We start from the raw sequence: 18816 nt of genomic DNA on the forward strand, positions 1-18816 counted from the left end.
CTACGAGCTACGAACGCTACGAATTGTAATAATATGAATAGTAATAGTGATAATCTTATCAGCGCTAGTCTTTCAACGCAAAGCTTAACTTATCGACCAAATCAAGGCGAGGTTTCTTTTGAAGTCACTGTTAATAATGACAGCGATCGCTTTGCCAATTTTCAATTAGAAATTATCGCTGCTGGTGAAATTCGCAATCCTAATTACCGTTGGTATCGTCTTGAACCAGAAGTTGCTGCAGCTCAACCTCACGGTAGTAGCACTAAATTCCAAGTATTTATTTTTAATACGCCAATTCCTGGATTCGTTGGTACAGTTAACCTGTCTGTAAAAATATTTTCTCCTCAGCTAGCACGAGAACGCAGACTCATACTGCGTTTGGAAATTGAGCGAGATAAGAAACCAATTCTAATTAGTGTTGAACTACCAATACGCACGTTTCAAGTATATCCAGGCAACGCTATAGATATACCTGTACGAGTTATAAATCAGGGACAAGTAGCTAGTAATGTACTGTTGCATTTAACAGGTATCGATGCTTCTTGGGTGACTAACAGTGCTGAACGGAGGTTTACCTTAAATGCTAATAGTCAAACGGAAGTGAGTTTTAGATGTGAGCCACCTTCTGTAGTTCAAGCACCTAGTTTAAATTACTTGTTTATTGCTGAAGCTACAAGCAATAATAGTTACCCAGCTAATGCAGAAGGTAATTTGGAAGTATTGCCTGTAGGTTATATTAATTTTAGCACGCCACAAAATAAACAAAGAATTCCTTCTCGGCGTTTGTGGTTGCCGGACTGGAAGTCTAATAGTGCTTCCTATGAATTGCTATTTAAAAATGTCAGCAATCTACATCAAGAAATTAATGTGCAAATTCAGGGTAGAGATTGGCGAAAATGTACATTTAAGAAGTTACCTGAAATTGCGAATTTAAATTTAGGAGAGACAGTAAAAGTAATTTTAGATGTTAAAACAAAACGTCCTTGGATCGGAATCGGAAAAACTTTATTTTTAGAAGCAAAAGCAGAACTATCTGACCAAAGGTTAGGCAGTACAGACCCTGCTACTCAAAGTTTAGAATTAGAGGTTTTACCAATTATACCTTTGTGGTTACAATTAGCGATTCTGGCACTGCTCGCAGCACTACTTGTTTGGTGGAAGCAGTTTAACCAAGAAGCAATTGCACATACAGGTTTTGTAAATTCAGTTCGCATTATCGGTGGCGGTACTGGCTCATCTATTGTTAGTGCTTCTAATGATTGTACATTGAGATATTGGAGTATTAGAGAATATTCTATAGAACCAAATAAAGATGCAACACTAGAATCAAAACCTTATGAACAAAATTTCAGATGTGCTAAACCTCAAAAACCAAAAGGAGTATTAGCATTTGCCAACAATCCAATTACAGTTGTAAGGTTTGTACCAGTTGAAAATAACCGTGTTGCTATCGGTCTAGAGAATGGAAGAATTGAGTTGAGAGAAGTACCTACAGGTAAAAGAATTCCAATTCCAGACCCTGAAGAACAAGGCGACAAAGTATTTGATTTAGCATTTACCAAAGACTCGCTTAATTTATTCAGTGGTTCAGGTAAAGGTAAAGTAAGAGTATGGTCGAGAGAATCGACTACTACAAATTTCCAGGAAAAACCAGTAGTCATTGAGCTAGAAAAACAGCAAGAACAAAAACTAACACGTTTTGGAATCCGTGCATTAGCTTTGAGTCCCGACGATGAAATGCTTGTGGTTTCGGGCGAGTATAACCGTTTTTTAATATTACATAGGAATAAAAATCAACCTAACAACCCATTCAAAAAAATATTAGTCGAAAGACTGGAAAAAATAGATGGAAGAGGAAAACAAAAAGACTCTGTTTTATCGTTAGCTTTTATTCCTGACTCGCAAGAAAAAATTTTGGCAACATCCGACTCGTTTGGATTTATTGCAATTTGGGACTTAAAACAATGTAAACCTACAACCAATAATAATCAACAGCAAATCAATGACGCTAATTGTAAACTGTTAGACCGTTGGCAAGACGAGTCAAAAAATCCTATACGAACTTTAGCATTTAGTGAAGATGGTAAATTTCTAGTTAGTGGTGGAGATGACGGACGAATAGTTGTATGGTATTTAACTTCGGGTTATCAACTCGACAAAACAAATTTGCCAGAAGGTAAAACTATTTTCCCAGGTTCTACAAAAATTAGAAGCATTGACGTAAAAAGCAGTCAAGGAATCGTGGTTAGTGGCAGTGAAGATTTTAAAGTCAGACTCCACCATATTAACTAAAATAATCTAAACAATTATGCAAGCAAGAACTAATCCACTATCCATTATTATTAATCCGCCTGGAATTCAATATGGAATGCCAGGAGATATTGTATCACTTTATGCTGTCGTGATTAATGAGGGCGACCAAAGCGCTGTTATTGATTTGTTTTTTACTTTTGACGAGACATTTCAAAAAATTAGTGGTTGGTCTGCTTCTCCAAGAGCTAGTTTAGCAGTGGCGCCGAAGGAAAGTAGCGACGAAGTTACGTTTGATTTTGAAATTCCAGTTGATGCTTTGGCGGGTACCTATGATTATACTTTTGTCGTTGATTCTCCAGAACATTATCCGCAAGATACTCCGATAAACTTTCCCGGTCAACTCAAAGTTTTACTCAAAGAACAAACTGTTATCCGCGCTTTTGACCCAACTTTTTCAATTATACCTGCCACAAATCCAAATAAACTTATAACTTACAGAATCGACCAACCTTTACAAGTGGTGGTAAAAGTCGAAAATCGCTCGAACCGTGTAGACAGATTCCGCTTGACTTGTCCTGATTTAGATGAAAGTTGGTTTAAAATATCTTACCCTGCTACTGGGTTGGAAGGAGCAGGCTTATTTGATGTCAGCGCGCTAGAACTCAACCCTCATTCTGAAGGTGAAATCTCTTTAGAATTTCGTCCTCCTATTGATACTCTCGCTGGTAGCTATTCTCCAACGATTCGCTTGCTTTCAGAAAATAATCCGGATTTGATACTGCTAGATTTAATATACATTAATCTACCGACCAATTATCAGTTAGGTATAGAACTTAATACGATTTTAGGAAAAGTTAGCCAGAAAGATGGCGTCTTTGAATTAGCACTTAATAATCAAGGCAACTTAATACGGGAACTATTTTTTAATGCTAAAACTAGGGATGAAGAAGAAATTTGCACTTACAAATTTGATCCTAGTGAATTTAAATTATTACCCAATACAACCGAAAAAGCAAGTCTCTTAGTTAAACCTGGCCCTTGGTGGCGCCGACCATTCTTCGGTCAACCTTTACCAATTAATTTTGAAGTTAATATTACAGATAAGCAAAGCTATCCTTTAGCTAATGCATCTCCTCAAGCCACTTTATTATGGAAAGCACGTCCTTGGTGGCAATTTTTACTATTAATTTTACTAGGGTTGGGGTTATTTGCAGGCATCTCATATATGATTTGGAGACTTTTAAACCCCGAACCGTTAACAATTGAAAGTTTTAGTACTGATAAGCGAAAAATAACTGAAGGTGATGAAGTTCGCTTAAACTGGAAAATTAATAACTATAAGCCTAACCGAATAGAAAAATTGGTAGTGGTCATTCCACAACTACCAAATAATGGCCATGTATATTTTGATAAAAAAAATAATATTAATGAACTAACTAAACCAGTTAAATCTAATCAGTATCCTCCCTGTAACTTCAAACCCCAGGAAGAATTGGAATGTAATCGTGTGACAACCGGAATTAAAAATCAAGGTAAATACGTTTTTGAACTGCAAGTATCTTATCTACAGGGTTCACCGCTTTTTAACCGCAGAAGTCAAACCGTTACCAAAACTGCTGAAACTGAAATTACCAAAAAGCCAATAGCTGAAGTAGTAGACTTTAAAGTAGATAAATCACAGTATAAAACTGGTGAAAGCGTATCTGTGTCCTTGACAATTAAGAATCCGCAATTACTTAACAAGCTGATAATTAACAAGAAAACAAACAATTTACTAGTAGGTAATCCTGTCACACTAGAATTTCAAAATGGGAAATTTAAAGACCCCAAACTCCAAAAATGCAAAGAAGAAAATAACTTGCTCAAATGTACATTTTCTTTACCTGCATCTAACCCAGGTACATTTACTTATGACATCAGCGCTATTTCTGGCGATCAAGTAAGTAATAAGCAAGCTCAAAATCCAGTCGAAATATTACCCAAACCATTTAAAATTGTTTTTTTTAAAATTAATAATATTGACAACAGCCAAAAACAAAGTATTGTTTTGAATGAAGGAGATCAAATCACCGTAAGTTGGAAAGTAGAAGGAGAAAACGTTTCAGTCAAACTATCTCTCAACAACGGAGACGTTCCAGTTCCACAAACTGGTAACACATCCCAAATTCCTGTTGACGTGAACTTTCCACGCCAAATTATACTTACAGTTACAGACAAATTTGGCAAGCTCCCTCCTCAACCAAAAGGATTTTTAATCATCGTTAAACCGAAACCCACTCCGGCATCTGACTTAATTACACCTTCTCCCTCACCTACACAAAATATCTTTAAACCTCTTCCTGCTTCTCCACGTTCAAGACCACTATTTTAATACAATACACATGACGTTTGTCGCATCAAAATCTTTCAAATGCAGCGCCACCACCTCCGCCCTTCTTAACCCACACCGCAGTAGTGCAATTAACGCGCTATCTCGCACACCCAGCGGTGAGGAGTCAGCTTGACAAACCCGAATGAGTGCAGTAATTTCATCGGGTTTGAGTCGCCTACCTCGTTGTTTTTTACTCGCCTTAATACTACGTAAATCTACAGCTTTTTGGTAGTCAGTGGCACTTATGAGGTCGAGTTTGAAAGCTTCTTGCAACACCCTCCTTAACGCACACAACATTTTATTCGCTGTTGCTGGGGCGTGTTTTTTCATCAGTGAGGTGCTGCTTTTGTGCCTACCATTTCCGGATTGACTGCATCCTTACGTGCATTCACAATGTACTCGTGGAATGCATCTTTCACATAAGGACTAGGATTTTCTGCACCAAACAACTTTGCTGCATTTGTTTCATTTTCAGTAAACAGAAAAGTTGGTGCATCAATATTTGGCAGAGGTTCAACGACAAAGCGGAATTTACCGAGTGTTTCCTGAGAAAGTAACAGTTCTCCATCTTTTTTATATTCAATGCACGGTTTAGACCAATAACTTTCGCCTGTACGACCCCAAGACCAAGTATTTTTGAACCAAATTGTTGGCAAAAGGTGTAGTGTTGCAGCTTGTGAACTGCGATTGGCAACGGTAATTTTAATTAAGATGTCGTTAGAAGCAGCTTTGGCATACTCGGCAAAGATGTCAAAGTAGCGGTTTTCCTCAAAAATCCCAGTATCGATAAGTTCAAACTCACCTAGGTCTTGACCCCGGTGACGATTTTCCTCAACTAAGCGCGTGTAGGGAAATTCACTTTGAGGATATTTGTAGAGCGCTTTCATGTAAGAGTGAGTTGGTGTTGAGTCGAGGTAGAAGTAACATTCTTTTACATCCTCACCGTGATTTCCTTCGTTACTACTCAACCCAAATAAACGTTCTTTGAGAATGGGATCAACCCCGTTCCAGAGGGCGAGGGCAAAACACAAACGTCCTTGGCGATCGCACATCCCCAAAAGTCCATCCTCACCCCACCGATAAGCCCGACTGCGTGCTTGATCGTGAGTCAAATAATCCCAGGATGAACCGTCTTTTGAATAATCTTCACGTACAGTTCCCCATTGCCTTTCTGCAAGATACGGTCCCCAGCGCTTCCAGTTTTTCTCTCTTCGCACCTCTTCTCTAAGGCGCTGGGACTCGGCATCAAGATTGTCGTTCTGGTTCATTAAAAATTGCTACAAATCGTGAGTTTAAATAACCATTACTCAAGCGTGTCGGGAAACAACTACTAATAAATCCTTCTTAGGTATTGAAATTCCTCGCTTAGGTCAAAAAATTTCCAAAACGCCCTTCCCCAAGCTTGGTACGTTCTTAGCGTTTTTTCTGTCGTAAGATTACTAGGTCTGCATGCACTTGTGTCAAAAGCGAGTTATATAGGTTTACACCGCTGCGTTTCATGACGGACTGAGTTGACATTTTGTGTTCTTTTGCGTTGGCGTCAATCCAATCAAGTTGTGCTTTTGCTGCTTGTCCCACCATTTCTAAACGATGCTCGTCGCTCTGAATATAGGCATAGTGCATAGCGGCACACAGCGCGTGGTAAGCCGTTTCGTAATATGCGCTCTCCAATGCCTCCTGGCTTATCGCTATAAGGCGTGAGTACATATCGCCATATTCGCTGTGTGAAGTGTCTTGCATTATGTTCTTCTTGCTTGTATGACTGTTTCTAGTTTGACATCCTCCCACCGCTGAACGGAGTACCGTTACAGCGGGGGATTCCAAGCATCACTGCTTAGGCTTCCTCTTTCCACGACTCGACTTGCTTTGAGGAGTTTCCTCACCAAAGTAGAGGTCGATGTCTCCAGAGGCGTTAGTTCCCGTGTGCCCCACGGTACGAAGTCCTAATTCAAGGATATTGCGAGCTGCGTTATAATCTCTGTCCTGAATATGCCCACAATGTTGACAAGTATGTGTTCTGGTTGAGAGAGCTTTCTTGACAGTTTCGCCACAGTTAGAACAGTTCTGAGAAGTATAGTGAGGTGGCACAGCAACTGTGACTACGCCAAACACTTTCCCAAAATACTCAATCCACTGGCGGAACTGCGTCCACGCTGCATCGGAGATAGATTTGGCAAGGTGTCGGTTCCTTACCATATTTCGCACCTTCAAGTCCTCATAGGCTACCAAATCGTTAGACTGGACTACGCACCTTGCTGTCTTCACGGCAAAGTCTTTACGCTGCCTACTTACCTTGAGATGCTTGCGAGCCAACTTGTTTCTAAACTTGGCTCTGTTTTTAGACCCCTTTTTGGTCTTGGACATCTGACGAGAAAGACGTTTTAGCGACTTTTCGCTTTTACGAAGATGACGTGGATTTGCAACTGTATTTCCGTCAGAATCGGTGTAGAAGTAGTTCAATCCCACATCAATACCGACATTGTGAGCCGTTGGTTCTCGTTTCTCAATTCGTTCTTGGTCGATACAGAATTGAGCATAGTACCCGTCAGCACGACGGACAACGCGAACACGTTTAATCTGCTTCAACTGATAAAAATGCAAATCACGGGTTCCCCACATTTTAAAGGTTCCCGCTTCAAACCCGTCAGAGAAAGTGATATACCGTCTATCGTTGGAAAGCTTCCAGCCACTGGTCTTGTATTCCACAGACCCATGTGTTTGTTCTTTCTTGAAGCGTGGATATCCTTTCTTTCCTGGCTTGCTTTTCTTGCAGTTGTCGTAGAAACGAGATATTGCCGACCAAGCTCGTTCAGCACTAGCTTGGCGAGCTTGGGAGTTGAGATTCTTGGCAAACTCAAATTCTTTTGCAAGGACAGCACAATATGCGCTCAGGTCATATTTGTCAATGTCCTTGTTATCCATCCAGTGCCTGAGACAACTGTTCCGAACAAATCGGGCAGTACGGATAGCTTCATCCAGCTTTCCATATTGCTCGTTCGTTCCTTCCAGTTTTGCCTCAAACACCAACATCTTATTTACGCTCAACGTTATAGCGTAAATTATAGTCTATTGGCTCGTGAGGTGTCCACAGAGATAGACAAAAACTCAACTGTCCCCCTTCCTTGTCCTTGCTGTGCAAGAAATCAGTTGGAGGACGTTTCGTTTTTGTCCCGTGATTCATGAGCCAGTACTGCAGGAGGGTCTCCCTCCGTAGGTATCTGGCGTCCTCACCACCAAATCAAAGATTATGGTGGGAGCCTTCTCACGGAGCGAGGTAAAGAACTCTTCATTTGGGACTATAAAAATGACCATCTCAAGCTATTCCGCCGTTAACGCGAACATTTTGCCCAGTTATCCACCGCGCTTCATCGCTAGCAAGAAACGCCACAACATCAGCTATGTCTTGTACTTGTCCCAGTCGTCCTAAAGCTGCCATTTGAGAGAAACGATTTATTTGTTCTTCTGTTTTGCCTTCTCTGAACAGTTCTGTATCGGTTGGACCAGGAGAGATAACATTAACTGTAATACCTTGTCCTCCCAACTCTTTTGCCACAACTCTTGTGATTTGTTCAACAGCACCTTTCGTTCCCACATACGCACTATAAGTGGGTAGTATCATAGCAGTTGTTGATGAAGAAAAATTGATAATGCGTCCACCATCTGCCATGTGGTGTGCAGCTTGTTGACAAGCAAAATAAGTGCCTTTGACATTAATGGCAAAAATCTTGTCAAAATCTTCTTCTGTTACCTCAATAAGTGGCTTATAGAAATTAACGCCAGCGTTGTTGACTAAAATATCGACTTTGCCAAAACGTTCAATTGTTTGCTCAAAAAGTCGCTGGATATCAGCAACTTTGCTCACATCGGCTTGGAGTGCAATTGCTTGTACTCCAAGATTTTCAATTTCTGTAACAACTTCTTGTGCTTTGTTTGCATTTCCTGCATAGTTAACCACAACTGATGCACCGTTACCAGCCAATTTGAGTGCGATCGCACGTCCAATTCCCCGTGATGATCCTGTAACGATTGCAATTTTTCCTGCAAGAGGTGCCATAAATTATTTCCTTTACTTAACCTTGAGTTAACTTTCCACTAACATGAATCTTGCCCCTAGGTGCAACCTGGGAGCAAGATTGGGAGCTTCTATGTCCTTAGAGAATTATAGAGAATGAGCTACTGCTGAACAAGAATTTTTATTTCTTCAGGTAGGTTTCACGCCAAATCGAAAAGCAAAATTTCTGCACCAATGTTGGTACTAATTTCGAGTTGTTCTTCGCCACTCATTTGCACGCCATCACCTGCTCTAAGTTCTTCACCATTCAAGGTGATTATGCCTTGAGCTATTTGCAACCAGGCATAACGATTGGGTTTGAGGTGATAGTTGATAACGTCACCAGGTTCCAAAACAGATGTGTATAAGTCAACATCTTGATGAATTATGATAGCACCATCACGTCCATCTTTGGCACCAATTAAACGCAGTTTCCCGCGTCTTTCTTCAAGGGAAAAAGCTTTTTGATCATACCTTGGTTGCAATCCTTGTTTGTCAGGAAGAATCCAAATTTGTAGAAAGTGAACTGGTTCAGTTTCAGAAGGATTATATTCGCTGTGCATAATACCAGTGCCAGCGCTCATAATTTGCGCTTCACCGGGACGTATGACTGAACCAGTTCCCAAGCTGTCTTTATGTTCTACTGCTCCTTCTAGAACATAGGTGAGGATTTCCATATCGCGGTGTCCATGTGTCCCAAAACCAGCACCGGGAACAACGCGGTCATCGTTAATAACTCGTAGAGAACGAAATCCCATGCGGTCTGGATCGTAAAAATTACCAAAGGAAAATGTGTGGTAACTATCTAGCCAGCCTATCTTGGTATGACCGCGTGAATTTCGATCATGAATGAGGTGAGTTTTGGTATTGGAAGCCATAGATTTTCCCTCCATTTTGATGATTGATTGCAGCAAAAACATTAAGCACCTTTATTGGCTACCAGTCATCTATTCTGGTTCCAAAAGCGGGAGCATGGACAAACTTTCTCTTTGGTGGCAATACTACTGAAATGATTCTTCTTGATTGCTCGAAAAACTAGGGATTTCGTGAATCAATATTCCACTTAGGTATGGTTGAATACTAGGTTACAACGGCGATGTTTACAAAATCACGAAAAAAAATTTTTCTTTAGATTTGCCTTGTTGCACCTGTTTTTTAACTATCTCAATCTTAAAATATGTACATATAAAATGAAAAGTACGCACTGAAAAGTGCTGTACTTACCAAAAAGATACTGTCAAATTAATTTCTTTGCACTTAACAATCACGATTACTATAGGTTGGATTGAGCTAAGTGTTTCATAAAAGATAAGCTGGGTTGACCAACGTTACCCAGCCTACAATATATGACTAATAGCTATTAGCTATTAGCAACAACAGACTTATCTGACAGCAGCTTGTCTAACAACAGCTTGCTCTTCAGTTTTAATATTGCCTGCATTACCATTTCCATTTTGGGTGACAGCAGCTTGCAAATGCGCTTCTAGGAACCACAGGCGCTTGTCAATGGTACGAGACACTTCGGTGTAAAGGTCAGCGGTGTCAGCATCGCCTAGCTCGGTCGTTTTGTCAATAGCTTCCCGCAACTGCTTAGCATAGGGTGCAAAGCGCTCTGCCAAAGCTGTGACATGCTCCATACCCATTAAAATATCAGTAGGATATTCTGGCACGAATGAATTTGCAGCAGCCATACGAACTGTGCCACAAGCATAACCACCCAAGGCGGTGATGCGCTCAGCAAACATATCAATGTACTCTTCTAACTCACCTGCAATTTCATCAAACAATTCGTGCAACTGGTAGAAGTCGGTGCCTTTAACGTTCCAGTGCGCTTGCTTGGCTTGGCTTTTCAGATCCGATGTTGCGGCTAGAGTCTGGTTGAGAATGCCAGCGATCTGCTTGCGCGCCTCAGCAGGAATGTCAATGCGGGTTGGGTAAAGACGTGTGGATAGGTTATTGTCGCTCATAGTTCTGCTTCTCTGATGGGGGTGACAAAACAAGTTTACAGATACTGCTATGCTCTCGGAAACTCTCTACCGACAGATGGAATTTTTGCTGAAAGAATTATAATTATTGTTAATATTTTACTCTTCAATTCATAATCAATTGCGATGGTTGTCTATGCCACTGAATGTACGACCGTAAAGGCGAATCGCGAATGGTGTCATTTTGCAAAAAGTCATGGGGTCAATTGAGGGGGTTCAATACCCGCACGGCTGTGAAAATTTCGCTACGTTTTTTTGCAACACAACCAGTGTTAGAACACAAAAGTTGTCCTGAGTGTACCAATAATTGCGTCACGATTTTCTGAGTTTTGACCTGGTGAAAGAACCCAAATCAAACCTGGGGTGATTGAGATGTTGCTATTTAACTGGTATTTGTAGAAGCCTTCTATATGAATTGGTATGTCATTCTTGGCACCGCTTGCAAACTTACTTGCATTACCTAAATAAGGCTCCACGCCTACTACAATGCCACCTAAGTTATTTTTTTTGCCAAGATCAGGAAAGGCAAAGGTGAGTGCATAAGTCCAAATGTCTCCAGTTCCAAGATTAACGAAGTCAGCATTGATGTAAGAAAACCAGCCGTTGATTGCAAACTCAGAACTAACTTTGTACGTAAACTCTGCACCATAGGCATTGACTTTTGATGGAACTGTACCAAAATCAAATCCTCCACCATTGGCTAGGTTTGTGCCCACTGAAGCAAGATTGCTCCCAGTATCAAAAATGGCAGATTTACGATAAGCATTAATATATGTAAGACCGATTGAAAACTGGTCACTTGGTGAAAAGGTTAGCTGAGCTAAAGCTGCATAGTTGTCATTAAACAAATCAGAATTGTCTGCTAAATAACCAGCAGATAATGATAATTTTTTACTCAATGAGTAAGTAAATCCCGCTCCCGAGCCACCCCCAATCAAATAAATAGGATTGTGCTGACCAAAGATTGAAAGCGAACCGACACCACTGTCGTATCCTTCTAGATAAGAACTTACTGTAGGCACGAAGTCGTAGTGGACTCCTCCAACTGCTGCGACATAACCTTCAATGTTTTCACCAATTGGAAAAAAGTAAGACATCCAGTCAACATAGATTGAATTGTTGGTATTTCCGAAATTAAAAGTCTGAATACCTTCAACTCCATTACCTTTGAGATTGAAGATATTTGTGTTACCTGCAGCCAGTCTAATATGTAGGATATCTTTTCCCGTAAAGCTGTTCTGAATATCCAAGCGAACCCTTTGTTGAAAAACGGTGTTATTATTAACCGATTGATTAAATTCGTCGGTTATTGCAAAAACAACTTCGCCAACCAGTTTAGCAGTTGTAGAAAACTCTTGTGCCTGTAAAGTAGCTGTCTGAGCCTCAAGTGTATCAACTCGACCTCGTAAAGTGGCAAGTTCTGCGGCAAATTCCTCTTGCAATTTTTTTAAAGTTTCTAAATCTTCTTTCTTAACTAAATCAATAGTACTTTCAGCAATGAGTTCATTGATGCGATTTATGCAGGCATTTAACCCAGCCGCAAACTCGTAACGGCTCAAAGCACGATTTCCTCTGTAGGTTTTGTCAAGATAGCCTGCAATGCAACCATATCGTTCAACCAAAGACTGCACTGCTTGAAATGCCCAATCTGTTGGTGTTACATCAGATAGTTGAGAAACTGAATTGATTTGAGTCATCGCCTCTGTGGGGCGGGCGCTCTGCGCCATTGCTTCTGTTACTAAAATTGTATTTGTAAGTAATAATCCACCAACTAGACTTGTCAAACCAAGAGTTAAGTGACTTGAAGCTATTTTGAACATAATGGTTTCTTAAACCGGACAACAAAATGTACTTAATTCCCTGATTTATACCAATTCTCTGTAAACTTGCACTTAATACTTACTCTTTCATTCTTGGCGTTCTAGCCTACGGCACGCCCTTCGGGTATGTCCTGAGCCCTATGGCTAACGCCACGGCCCCGTGCCGAACGGGCACGGCCCCGTGCCGAACGGACACGCTACGCGTTAGCCCTCGCTTGCGTGCGCTTTGCGCATACGCAGTCGCCTCTGTCGGGAAAGCCCTCCGGGTATCTCCTTCGGAGACGCTACGCGAACGGGGGTTCGCAATCGACGGGAACCTTAAGAGCTGCGACCCCCTCACCGTCATTCGCGCTGTCTCACCGCTGCGCGTCTAAGGCGTCTTGTTGCTAATCGTTTAATAAACATTAAGTGCATCCTCATGGAGAATTGGTATTAGTAACACTGCTGTTTTTTGTAGGACGCCAAAATCTACGAACATTAGCGAAAAAAAATCAAGAATCAATTATCAATGAACAATTCCCCCACAACGCCTCGGACGGGGGCTTGAAATAACGAATATTTTTGTTGCTAGCTACAACTGAATAATCAGTTATCAATTATCAATTATCAAATCGATAATTGATAACTGATAGCGGTTTAAAATCCAAAATTGCTAGCTATTTCTTACTGTTGGCGTACCAGAGATAGATCCCCTACACTAACTCTCACCAATTGGTTGTCTCGATTAAAAGAGGTAGATGTGTGAATCTTGTGTGCGACTTTTGGTATTGAGATTGTGCCAATTAATGTGCCATTAGATTGCCATTGCCCCACATACCGTGCCGATGCTAACCGTGGATAGAACGAACTGCAAAACTGGTAAAGTACCAAGCGCAAACCACTTACAAGCATACTGCTTGGCAAGTAGTCAAACCATTGCTGTCCAGTTTGACGTGCTAGGGGTAGTCTGGGCATTGCCAGAAACAACAACGCAAGCCTTGGATCGTCACCTTCCAAACGGTAAGGCAAGGAGGCGACCACTACTGCCCTGAAATCGCCGCCGTGCCGTCAACTCATAATCCAAGGTCTTCTCTGGTGACGATTGGGGGTATCGTGCCAGCAACTGATGCCCCACAAGACCCAATAGATACAATAGTAACAAGGTGACTAAGTTGTAGGGTAACGCATGCACTGGCAACGCTACCGCCGCCCAGAAGACACTCACAGCTTGACCTAGCAAGGCTGCTAATGCAACACCAAGAGCTGCTAGCATATAGCTTTGAGGCGATGGCAGCAAATAATACCCGCCAAGCGCCAGAGCCACCAAAATGAAATTTAGTGCCGCCGGGTCGTAATATACATAAGCGAACGTTCCTGTCAAGATGCCTTGAATAAATGACCCAAAAGCATAGCTAAACACCGCCAACAAAAATTGAATGCGCGAATTCAACAACAGCAACAACGCGACCACCATACCAACCCACACATTAGGCAAAAAGAAGATTAACCCGAGTGTGCGTAGGAAGCCCTCAAGGGGGACTGGCAAACCAATCGAGTAGGCATATGCAGGAACGACAGCGTGTTGCAAACCAGCAAAGCGAAACGCTGCTAAATGAACGCTCCAACTCACAACAACGAACGGCAGGCTCAAGACTGGTAGTAAAAAGAACGTGTACAAAACATGGGATAACGTCCAAGTCAGAACAAATGCCAGTATGCCAGCAGTCGCCGCCAGAAACAGCGATGCCACACTCGGTTGGAACAAATAACCAACACTCAGCCCCGCCAAGAGCGGGTTAAATAGTAATGGTCCCCGCTCTAAATACATCACATCAACTTGCGTCACTCTGGCAAAGGCAACTGCCGCCAACACCCCAACAAGCCCCATCACCATGACTGAGGGTTGCAGCAGCATAGCGGACAGCAGCAGCGCCCCAACCCCGACACCTCGCAGAAACAGAATCTCAGCAGTGGCAGCACACACAGCACGCACCAGATGTCGAAGCGTTCGTAACCATTGCATGGTAGTCCACCCTTGCGTCGTTTGCTTCTGGTTGTTTAAGGTCGTCAGCTTAAGACGCCCCAGGGCGGATTGATAAAGCACATTCCACATGTCCTTAGCTCCGTCCTGTGGTTTAAAAGTTACAACTTTGTCGTGAGATCATGGAACATAGCGTTCGTTGCCAGTCGGGGCGGGAGGTGTTCCCGTCGTTCCAGATCACTGAGGTCTTCCGCCGCACGAATCAGTTCAACGTCGCCCGTCTCTGTGATCAACACCACATTGGGACGATATTCAATGAACTGTAACCATTGCGTGTTGTTGTAGGCACCCACGGTGGAAATGACCAATTGGGTGCCACGCGATAGCGGGGGGAGGGAAATCTTGTCATCAACAACATCAATATTCATGCACAGTGGTCCGTAGATGACTGAAGGTTCGTAGGGACCAGAAACTGGTTGAGCGAGGGCGATATCAAAGCGATACCAAAAGCTTGTGAACAGTAAATTGACACCAGCATCTATGACATACGCTCGGGTGCCATCGGGCAGTCGCTTGGTACCGCACACACTGGTAATGAGTGTCCCCGCTTCATCAACTACTGCCCGACCGGATTCGATAATGAGTTGAGGCGTATGCTCAGGTTTCAGCGCCGCCCATAAAGCGTCACAAACAGCATCCGCGTATTCCTCAATTGACGGCAGCATGACATCTACGGCATGGTAGCTACCTTTTAGACGGCTGCGGGATGGGAAGCCACCCCCTATGTCGATGTAGTCCATCCGCCAACCGCACTCTTGCTCGATTTCATAGCCAAATGCCACCATTTTCTCGACTTGGCGAGCATAAGCTGCGGGTTCCATGATGAACGTTCCAATATGGCTGTGTAATCCGTTCACCTGCAGTTTACCCCCACTGGCGATGCGCCGGATGGCATCCATTGCTTGACCAGATTCTAGATTGAAGCCAAAGCGCGACCAGCAGGGTTGAATTCCAGCATCTAGGTTGAGTCGGATACCCACGGGAATGATTTTCTGGAGGCGGGTGGCGATCGCCTCCAAATCCTCAATTTCATCTAAGTGATCAATATTGATTGTGACTCCATCGCGCACAGCAGCTTCTAGGGTGGCAAAAGGTTTGTGCGGTCCGTTGAGAATGATTTGATTCCCTGGAATACCTAGTGCTTTTGCTTTGTCGTATTCCATTTTTGAAACCAATTCAGCCATTGCCCCTTCTTGATGCAGGATGGCGCAAATTGCCTTCAAATAATTGGTTTTGTAGGACCAGCCAAAAGTCACATTTGGGTAACGAGTCGTGAATGCATTGCGGATGCTGCGGAACTTCCGACGCAGCATCTGTTCTGAATAGACAAACAGCGGTGAGCCGTACTGCGCCACCAGCTCGTCGATAGCAACACCTGCAATTTCTGTTTTCACCTTGCGGTGCAACAGAGTGCTCCCCGCAAACTTGTTCATTAATCCGCTGTGTAGTTTTTGAATTACGGGTTTTTCGTACTGGGTCTGCATATCATCGTTCTCCCAAGGTCACTAGAGTTTGTAGAGGGGTTGCATCCGTTACCATCTCGTAGGTGTAGCGCATGAATAACTTGCCCGCTTCGTAGGAGGGCAAGGCAGGTAAGGGTAATCCGAGTGCTGCCCTGACTAGACGTGCTGGCAGATTAACACCTACCCCGGTTGCAAAGTAAGTCCATGCTGGAAAGCGCGGATTGATCTCGATCAGATAAATCATGCCGTCGGCATCGACAATGCATTCCAACTCAAAGGGTCCCTTCCATTTGGTATGCTGTAGGAATGCTTCCGCCGCCTGTAGTAAGCCCGGATGATGGATCGTCACACCGCTCCAGATTTTGCCGAGTTCAGTCACCGACATCTTTTTGGTCGCCACTAAACCGAGATGGCTTCCTTTGCCATCCCCGATCCCAACCAGGTTTAGCTCGGTACCACTGATAATTTGCTGCATGATGATCAGGTAGCCCCATTGGGCTGCTAAGTGATGAAAGCGTTGCAGTGCTTCATCCTCGGTCAACACTCGATACGCTCCGTGATACGGACCTTTCATCATCAACGGTAACCCTAGTGATGCGATCGCGTCACGTAGTTCTTGGATCGAGGTAACAGTGAATGTTTGCGGTGTGCGGACACCAAACGCCGTCGCCACTTTCGCAAGTTGTGTCTTGTTGCGTAAGGCGAACTGCTCTCGCGTAGGCAGATAAGTTCGGATGCCTAACGACTCCAATTCCTTGGCACACCGGATGTAAAGCGGCAATTCCACATCTAAATTGGGAATGACGCAATCCAGTCCAACCTGCTGTTGGATCTGCTGCAATCGCTCAATCAGAACCTCCGGTTCTGAAGAGGGATAAGGCATAAGGTATCGGCGATCAAACAGCCAATCCATATACAGCCCCGGCTCCATAACATCGTAAGCAAATCCGATGATTTGGGTTGGCAATTGGTTGTCCTCGCGTAGGCTGCGGGCAATACCCGTACCGGGACCAGGATTATCGACTGCATTGATACCTGTAATGGCAATTGTGAAAGGTTTCATTTATCCTCTGTTAGTCCCAAGGTTTTGAGTTGCTGGCAAAAGTCTGCAACATCGCGTTCTGCTATAGTGTGAGCAATGTCGAAGCGATCGCATAGAACCTGGACAATTTGTTGCTGAGTCTCGCCGTGTCGCAGTCGTTGCAAGACTAACTGACCACAATGGTTTAACATAAAGCTTTCACCAGTGGCATCTATATCCTTTGTTTTCACCTCGTTGATTCCGCTAGTCATATCACAACCACCAAAAAACTTCTTGCAAAGACCATTTGTAGATATCTGGAATTTGGTGTTTAATGTAGGACTGATGTTTGGCTTGGTGCTGGTGTTTGTGTTGTTGTTAATCAATGCTTTGCTTTCAGAACGGCAGAGTAGGGAGAAATTAGCTATTGCTCACCAACAACTCCATCGATATGCCCTCCGCGTTGAAGACCAAGCAACGCTACAAGAACGCAACCGCATTGCCCGTGAAATCCACGATGCTTTGGGACACTCGCTCACGGCTCAAAGTATCCAGCTAGAAAACGCTTTACTGTTTCTGTCATCGAATCTTGATAAAGCGAAAACCTTCTTAGAGGAAGCCAAGCAACTTGGTAGCAGTGCTTTGCGAGAAGTGCGACAATCTGTAGCGACGCTGCGTTGTGACGCGCTGCAAGGAAAATCTTTAGAGTCTGCGATCGCACTTTTGCTTTCGGACTTTCAGCGCCGCACTGGCATTATCCCAGACTACAAGCTCTGCCTACCTCAACCATTATCCGGTGAAGTTGGTACGACAATTTACCGCATTGTTCAAGAAGCCCTAACAAATATTTCCAAGCATAGCGCCGCAACTGTGGTCACAATTGACTTACAAACAACTGCTGATTCCCTGTATTTGCAGCTTTGTGACAACGGTCGAGGCTTCAACCCATACCAGAACACGACAGGATTTGGTATTCAAGGAATGCGAGAACGAACGCTGGCGCTAGGAGGTCATTTTCGCATTTTCAGTGAATCAGGATGCGGTTGCCGAATTATCGCAGTATTTCCATATCACGGTTAACGCAATAATTATGATTTCTCTGTTGCTATGATTCGCCTGTTATTGGTAGACGACCAGATGATTATTCGTCAGGGCTTAAAAAGCTTGTTGGAGTCCAAACCCGACTTTGTGATTGTTGGCGATGCAGATAATGGTGAAAGTGCGATGCTCCAGCAGGGAGCCGCTTCGCGATCGCCCAAGTACAAGTCCTGCAACCAGATTTGGTATTAATGGATGTCCGTATGCCCGTCATGGATGGTGTAGCAGCAACTGAGGTGATTTCTCAGCACTTTCCCGCAGTGAAAGTGTTGGTGTTGACGACTTTTGATGACGATGAATATGTTTCACAAGCAATGCGATTTGGAGCGAGGGGTTATTTGTTAAAAGATACACCTTTAGAATTATTGGCAAATGCTATCCGGTCGGTTTATCTAGGATATACTCAGCTAGGACCAGGCTTATTCGAGAAATTCTTGTCTCCTTTAGGACACTCTACAACGCCAAAACCCCTAAATCCCCCACCTGAGTTTGCTGAACTCACCCCTAGAGAAAGAGAAGTTTTGCGTTTAATTGCTACTGGTGCTAGCAATCAAGAAATTGCAGAGTCTCTCTACATTGCTAAAAGAACGGTGAAAAATCACGTAACGAATATTCTGGGTCGGTTAAATCTACGCGATCGCACACAAGCTGCTATCTTTGCCCATTCCTTTGTGTCCCTGTTGGATAATTCTTCAGGTGAAAGCAAAAAAGTTGAATTCTGAGTTCTGACTTAT

General features: G+C 43.1%; 15 protein-coding genes and 2 pseudogenes. 4 read left to right on the forward strand and 13 right to left on the reverse strand.

The window, feature by feature from the left end; genetic code table 11:
- Nucleotides 1–33 precede the first annotated feature (33 nt).
- Both DP116_RS01810 and DP116_RS01815 read left to right on the forward strand, forming a co-directional pair.
- A complete protein-coding gene (locus DP116_RS01810; protein ID WP_169153544.1) occupies nucleotides 34–2292 on the forward strand; it encodes a WD40 repeat domain-containing protein in 2259 nt (752 codons plus the stop codon).
- 16 nt (nucleotides 2293–2308) lie between these two features.
- Nucleotides 2309–4624, forward strand: a complete 2316-nt coding sequence (locus DP116_RS01815) for a COG1470 family protein (protein WP_169153545.1) — start codon at nucleotides 2309–2311, stop codon at nucleotides 4622–4624.
- On the opposite strand, the gene DP116_RS01820 is transcribed toward DP116_RS01815, so the two are convergent.
- The 13 genes and pseudogenes from DP116_RS01820 to DP116_RS01880 form a co-directional block, all read right to left on the reverse strand.
- Nucleotides 4616–4954: a site-specific integrase gene (locus DP116_RS01820; protein ID WP_169153546.1), complete on the reverse strand. Its 339-nt coding sequence runs from the start codon at nucleotides 4952–4954 to the stop codon at nucleotides 4616–4618. The genes DP116_RS01815 and DP116_RS01820 overlap by 9 nt on opposite strands.
- Nucleotides 4955–4956: 2 nt before the next feature.
- Nucleotides 4957–5892: pseudogene (locus tag DP116_RS01825) on the reverse strand (MGH1-like glycoside hydrolase domain-containing protein); the annotation flags it as partial.
- A 145-nt stretch (nucleotides 5893–6037) separates the two neighbouring features.
- Nucleotides 6038–6331, reverse strand: a complete 294-nt coding sequence (locus DP116_RS01830) for a hypothetical protein (RefSeq protein ID WP_246275441.1) — start codon at nucleotides 6329–6331, stop codon at nucleotides 6038–6040.
- Nucleotides 6332–6451: 120 nt separating this feature from the next.
- Nucleotides 6452–7654 (reverse strand): RNA-guided endonuclease InsQ/TnpB family protein, encoded by a 1203-nt coding sequence (locus DP116_RS01835; RefSeq protein ID WP_169153548.1) that lies wholly within the window; start codon nucleotides 7652–7654, stop codon nucleotides 6452–6454.
- 283 nt (nucleotides 7655–7937) lie between these two features.
- Nucleotides 7938–8678 carry an SDR family oxidoreductase gene (locus DP116_RS01840; RefSeq protein ID WP_169153549.1) on the reverse strand — a complete coding sequence of 247 codons (741 nt, stop codon included), beginning with the start codon at nucleotides 8676–8678 and terminating at the stop codon, nucleotides 7938–7940.
- Nucleotides 8679–8836: 158 nt separating this feature from the next.
- Entirely contained in the window at nucleotides 8837–9553 is a 717-nt protein-coding gene (locus DP116_RS01845; RefSeq protein ID WP_169153550.1) for a pirin family protein, read from the reverse strand.
- Nucleotides 9554–10057: 504 nt separating this feature from the next.
- Nucleotides 10058–10642, reverse strand: a complete 585-nt coding sequence (gene dps / locus DP116_RS01850) for a DNA starvation/stationary phase protection protein Dps (RefSeq protein ID WP_169153551.1) — start codon at nucleotides 10640–10642, stop codon at nucleotides 10058–10060.
- A 290-nt stretch (nucleotides 10643–10932) separates the two neighbouring features.
- On the reverse strand, nucleotides 10933–12480 hold the full coding sequence (locus DP116_RS01855; RefSeq protein ID WP_169153552.1) for an iron uptake porin: 1548 nt from the start codon (nucleotides 12478–12480) through the stop codon (nucleotides 10933–10935).
- Nucleotides 12481–13143: 663 nt separating this feature from the next.
- Nucleotides 13144–13488, reverse strand: coding sequence for a hypothetical protein (locus tag DP116_RS01860; protein WP_211173026.1), 345 nt, complete (start codon nucleotides 13486–13488; stop codon nucleotides 13144–13146).
- The gene (locus tag DP116_RS01865; protein WP_169153554.1) at nucleotides 13466–14563 is read right to left on the reverse strand and encodes an urea transporter; all 1098 of its coding nucleotides are present in this window, start codon (nucleotides 14561–14563) and stop codon (nucleotides 13466–13468) included. Before DP116_RS01865 ends, DP116_RS01860 begins: the two co-directional genes overlap by 23 nt.
- Before the next feature lie 38 nt (nucleotides 14564–14601).
- A complete protein-coding gene (locus DP116_RS01870; RefSeq protein ID WP_169153555.1) occupies nucleotides 14602–15984 on the reverse strand; it encodes an alanine racemase in 1383 nt (460 codons plus the stop codon).
- Between the two features lies 1 nt (nucleotide 15985).
- Entirely contained in the window at nucleotides 15986–17026 is a 1041-nt protein-coding gene (locus tag DP116_RS01875) for an ATP-grasp domain-containing protein (protein ID WP_169153556.1), read from the reverse strand.
- Nucleotides 17023–17256, reverse strand: a complete 234-nt coding sequence (locus DP116_RS01880; protein WP_169153557.1) for a PqqD family protein — start codon at nucleotides 17254–17256, stop codon at nucleotides 17023–17025. The genes DP116_RS01875 and DP116_RS01880 overlap by 4 nt, the downstream gene beginning before the upstream one ends.
- Before the next feature lie 22 nt (nucleotides 17257–17278).
- Here DP116_RS01880 and DP116_RS01885 point away from each other — a divergent pair, with 22 nt between their 5' ends.
- Both DP116_RS01885 and DP116_RS01890 read left to right on the forward strand, forming a co-directional pair.
- Nucleotides 17279–18064 (forward strand): sensor histidine kinase, encoded by a 786-nt coding sequence (locus DP116_RS01885; protein ID WP_339381555.1) that lies wholly within the window; start codon nucleotides 17279–17281, stop codon nucleotides 18062–18064.
- A gap of 27 nt (nucleotides 18065–18091) precedes the next feature.
- Nucleotides 18092–18804 (forward strand): annotated as a pseudogene (locus DP116_RS01890) (response regulator transcription factor).
- Nucleotides 18805–18816 lie beyond the last annotated feature (12 nt).

The sequence above is a fragment of the Brasilonema bromeliae SPC951 genome (assembly GCF_012912135.1).
GTDB lineage: Bacteria > Cyanobacteriota > Cyanobacteriia > Cyanobacteriales > Nostocaceae > Brasilonema > Brasilonema bromeliae.

What these genes read in the sequence shown, in the direction of transcription:
- DP116_RS01870 (WP_169153555.1), bottom strand. Translation starts at nt 15,984, where the DNA reads ATGCAGACCCAGTACGAAAAACCCGTAATTCAAAAACTACACAGCGGA.
- DP116_RS01830 (WP_246275441.1), bottom strand. Translation starts at nt 6,331, where the DNA reads ATGTACTCACGCCTTATAGCGATAAGCCAGGAGGCATTGGAGAGCGCA.
- DP116_RS01820 (WP_169153546.1), bottom strand. Translation starts at nt 4,954, where the DNA reads ATGAAAAAACACGCCCCAGCAACAGCGAATAAAATGTTGTGTGCGTTA.
- DP116_RS01840 (WP_169153549.1), bottom strand. Translation starts at nt 8,678, where the DNA reads ATGGCACCTCTTGCAGGAAAAATTGCAATCGTTACAGGATCATCACGG.
- dps (WP_169153551.1), bottom strand. Translation starts at nt 10,642, where the DNA reads ATGAGCGACAATAACCTATCCACACGTCTTTACCCAACCCGCATTGAC.
- DP116_RS01855 (WP_169153552.1), bottom strand. Translation starts at nt 12,480, where the DNA reads ATGTTCAAAATAGCTTCAAGTCACTTAACTCTTGGTTTGACAAGTCTA.
- DP116_RS01880 (WP_169153557.1), bottom strand. Translation starts at nt 17,256, where the DNA reads ATGACTAGCGGAATCAACGAGGTGAAAACAAAGGATATAGATGCCACT.
- DP116_RS01835 (WP_169153548.1), bottom strand. Translation starts at nt 7,654, where the DNA reads ATGTTGGTGTTTGAGGCAAAACTGGAAGGAACGAACGAGCAATATGGA.
- DP116_RS01810 (WP_169153544.1), top strand. Translation starts at nt 34, where the DNA reads ATGAATAGTAATAGTGATAATCTTATCAGCGCTAGTCTTTCAACGCAA.
- DP116_RS01815 (WP_169153545.1), top strand. Translation starts at nt 2,309, where the DNA reads ATGCAAGCAAGAACTAATCCACTATCCATTATTATTAATCCGCCTGGA.
- DP116_RS01845 (WP_169153550.1), bottom strand. Translation starts at nt 9,553, where the DNA reads ATGGCTTCCAATACCAAAACTCACCTCATTCATGATCGAAATTCACGC.
- DP116_RS01875 (WP_169153556.1), bottom strand. Translation starts at nt 17,026, where the DNA reads ATGAAACCTTTCACAATTGCCATTACAGGTATCAATGCAGTCGATAAT.